This window comes from Youngiibacter multivorans (assembly GCF_017873395.1).
Lineage (GTDB): Bacteria > Bacillota > Clostridia > Clostridiales > Clostridiaceae > Youngiibacter > Youngiibacter multivorans.
The window spans coordinates 1-2,580 of sequence record NZ_JAGGKC010000063.1 but is presented as its reverse complement, the minus strand read 5'-3'; the positions used below and the strand labels follow the sequence as shown (position 1 = coordinate 2,580).

Sequence of the window (2,580 nt, the reverse complement as noted above, 5' to 3'; positions counted from 1 at the left end):
ATATAATTTATTAGGAAAGAATCGTTGAGGGGAAAAGAATGGCCATCAGATGCAGGAAAGCATTGATGACCCGAATGCAATTTTTCCGATTGTACAAAATCGCGGGAAAGACATGGACCTATGGGGATTCAATCATTCCCATAGCCTCGTGAACAAGACAAAAGAGGTACTACTTCTAAGCAAGGCCGGTGAATTTTTACGGTATTCGGAATTTCGGGCATGCTTCGCAGCCCCACGGGAGTGGAGCTTTTTAAAATATTGGTGCATGTGGTCATTCAAGTTTCTTGAACCTATCCAGACCTTTGCGCAGGATTTTGGAGCTTCCGCAATGCCGGCATAAGTCTGGATCTATACCATACAGCTTCTTTAATATCTGAAGTCCAGATAGGTCCTTGTAGATTGGTTCGAACCTTTGCCCTCCTACAAGCACCCTTACTAAATCAAGTTTCTTACGCTTTGTCCTGTTGCTGAGAAGACCGTAATGCCTGATTTTCACGAATCCTTTAGGAAGAACATGCATGAGGAATCTTCTGATGAATTCTTCGTTGCTGAGTGTGAGTGTTGTATTGGCACCGGATTTGTAATCTTTGACTCTGAAGGTAACGGATTCCTGTCCAACATCAAGTATCCTTGAATTGCTAATGGCGATCCTGTGAGTATATCTGCCGAGATAATCTATAACGTTGGCAGCACCTTTGAAAGTCTCCTTGATGTGTGGTACCCATTCCTTGGAATACATTTCCGAAAGGAGGCTGTTGAACTCGGAAGGGTATTGAAGCATTCGCATGTCTAAGGGTAAGGACAGAGTTCCTTCCATGTGGAGTCTTTTCAGGCCAGCAAGGAACTTGCCTCTGAAGAGCCTGGAAACAACTTTGACCGGGAAAAGGAAATTCTTTTCCCTGGTTATGAACCTAAGCGACTTGTTGAGTCCACCACCAAGAACAATGACATGTATATGGGGATGGAATGAAAGATTGCTGCCCCAGGTGTGAAGGATGCTTATGAAGCCGATATCTGCACCCATATGTTTTTCATCCCGGGCAAGTTCGGTCAGGGTTTCCGAGCTGGCACTATACATCAGGTTATAGAGAGACCTTTTATTGGAATAGATTAAGGGATTGAGTTCTTCCGGTACGGTGAACACCGCATGGAAATAAGGTGCGTCTATGACATCGGATTTCCGTGAATCTATCCATTTTTCCTTGTTCGTGGACTGGCAGCATGGGCAGTGGCGGTTTCTGCAGGAGTTGTAATGAACGTGGGTTCCTCCGCAGTCCTGGCAGGTAGTGATGTTGCCACCCATGGCAGATGTCTTGCAAGCCAATATTGCCCGAGCCACCTTGTCCGAGTCATGGTTTTCACCATACTTTTCAATATAGCTGCCGTAGCTCTGTTTGAAGACCTGTTGTACCTTGTACATCATAATCCACCATCGAAAGGATTCCTGAAATTGGAAGGACCTGTTCTTGATAGATGAATGTAGATGGCAGTGCTGCTTGAGGATTTGTGGCCGAGCAGCTTCTGTATGGTAAGAAGGTCAACTCCGCTCTCATAGAGATGGGTGGCGAAGGAATGACGGAATGTATGAGATGAAATATGTTTGGTCCAGTTGAGGGATTTTAGATGGCGGGAGAGTAGAAGTGAGATTCTGCTGGTGCATATAGGTTGGGTTTCTATATTGCTGGGGAAAAGCCAATCCATGGGCCTTCCATATCTTTTCCAGTACGCAGTCAGTATCTCCAGGGCATTGATGGATAAAGTGGCGTATCTTTCGGACCTGTTTTTTGAAGCACTGATGAAAATGCGGCCATCCTTCCTGCTGATGTCCTTGTATCTAAGATGGCAGACCTCGGACAGCCTGAGTCCGGAAGAGTAAAGGAGTGCGACACAGGCTTTGAGCCTAAGGTCTTCGATTGAACCAATGAACTCCATGACTTCATCCAACGTCAAGACCTCAGGCATATAGTGATTGATTCTCATGGTTGGGACTTCGTACCTGTCCCAGGATTGCTTAAGTATGAACAGCCTGAAGAGTCGAATTTGAGAAGAATGAGCCCTTATGCTGTGGTTAGAAAGCTTCTTTGTCTTCTTAAGGAACAGCAGATAAGTTCTTATGTCATTGTAGGATGCATCTTGAGGCTTGATGTCCAATGTATCAAGCCACAGAAGATACGATTTCAGGAATGATTTATAGTTAATCCTGGTGTTTTTTGTAAGGTCACGGAGTTCGAGGTAATAGTCCAGTTGTGAGAGGTAGCTTTCTAAAACGAGTTTATCCAATATAGTGTCTCCTTAAAGCGAAGAGGTGCATAGTGCAGCAACGCTTAAAGAGGAGGGGGCCTTGCCGGCCGGCTGAAAATTTCAAGGGTTATATTGTTGAATCGGATAGAATATGATAACATAGGCGTACAAATAGTAGTTGTCCTCCTTTAGGTTATTTGTAGTTTGTCGTGATTCCACAATAAACCAACAAAGAGGATTAAACTACTATTTTTTTCATGCGAAGAAATACTCTGTTAATTCAAGAGGCATAAGTATAGAATTTAGACAAGGAACTATCGCGTAGCGATTTTGTACAAT

At 44.1% G+C, this 2,580-nt stretch carries 2 protein-coding genes; both read right to left on the bottom strand.

Annotated elements, in window-relative coordinates; all coding sequences use genetic code 11:
* Positions 1 to 271: 271 nt before the first annotated feature.
* The gene (locus J2Z34_RS17450; RefSeq protein ID WP_209461151.1) at positions 272 to 1,420 is read right to left on the bottom strand and encodes an IS91 family transposase; all 1,149 of its coding nucleotides are present in this window, start codon (positions 1,418 to 1,420) and stop codon (positions 272 to 274) included.
* Positions 1,420 to 2,280, bottom strand: a complete 861-nt coding sequence (locus J2Z34_RS17445) for a tyrosine-type recombinase/integrase (RefSeq protein WP_209461150.1) — start codon at positions 2,278 to 2,280, stop codon at positions 1,420 to 1,422. The genes J2Z34_RS17450 and J2Z34_RS17445 overlap by 1 nt, the downstream gene beginning before the upstream one ends.
* Positions 2,281 to 2,580 lie beyond the last annotated feature (300 nt).

What these genes read in the sequence shown, in the direction of transcription:
- J2Z34_RS17450 (WP_209461151.1), bottom strand. Translation starts at nt 1,420, where the DNA reads ATGTACAAGGTACAACAGGTCTTCAAACAGAGCTACGGCAGCTATATT.